Origin of the sequence: Cellulomonas bogoriensis 69B4 = DSM 16987 (assembly GCF_000767165.1) — a bacterium.
GTDB classification, from domain to species: domain Bacteria; phylum Actinomycetota; class Actinomycetes; order Actinomycetales; family Cellulomonadaceae; genus Actinotalea; species Actinotalea bogoriensis.
The window spans coordinates 1-347 of sequence record NZ_AXCZ01000493.1 but is presented as its reverse complement, the minus strand read 5'-3'; the positions used below and the strand labels follow the sequence as shown (position 1 = coordinate 347).

At 72.9% G+C, this 347-nt stretch carries 1 protein-coding gene; it reads right to left on the bottom strand.

Annotation, left to right across the window (positions count from 1 at the left end; all coding sequences use genetic code 11):
* Positions 1–323, bottom strand: a 323-nt coding sequence (locus N869_RS16175; RefSeq protein ID WP_156968622.1) for a hypothetical protein, incomplete at its 3' end; no start/stop codon positions are given.
* Positions 324–347 lie beyond the last annotated feature (24 nt).

Below are 347 nucleotides of genomic sequence, written 5' to 3'. Positions count from 1 at the left end.
TCGGCGAGGTGCCTGGCTCGTTCTGAGAGCCCGGGGCCGTCCTGCCAGAGGGTCCTCGCGCAGGCCTCCGCGGCTACGGCCACCTGCCGCATGACGTCGTCGTAGGCGTTCGCGAGGCCTGCTGCTTCGCGGCGGAGCACCGTCTGTCGTGCGAGGGACCGGAGGAAGTCGGCGACCCCGTCCGCGCTGGGGGCTGCGATGAATGCCCGGGCGGCTGCGTCGGTGTCCGCGCGTGCGGCGCAGAGCGCGTTCTGTCGGGCGCGGAGCTCGTCGATCTGGGCCCGTGCGGCCACGATGACAGCCCGGTACTGCTCGAGAGCCATCACGGTCGACCGCAGACGTGCCGC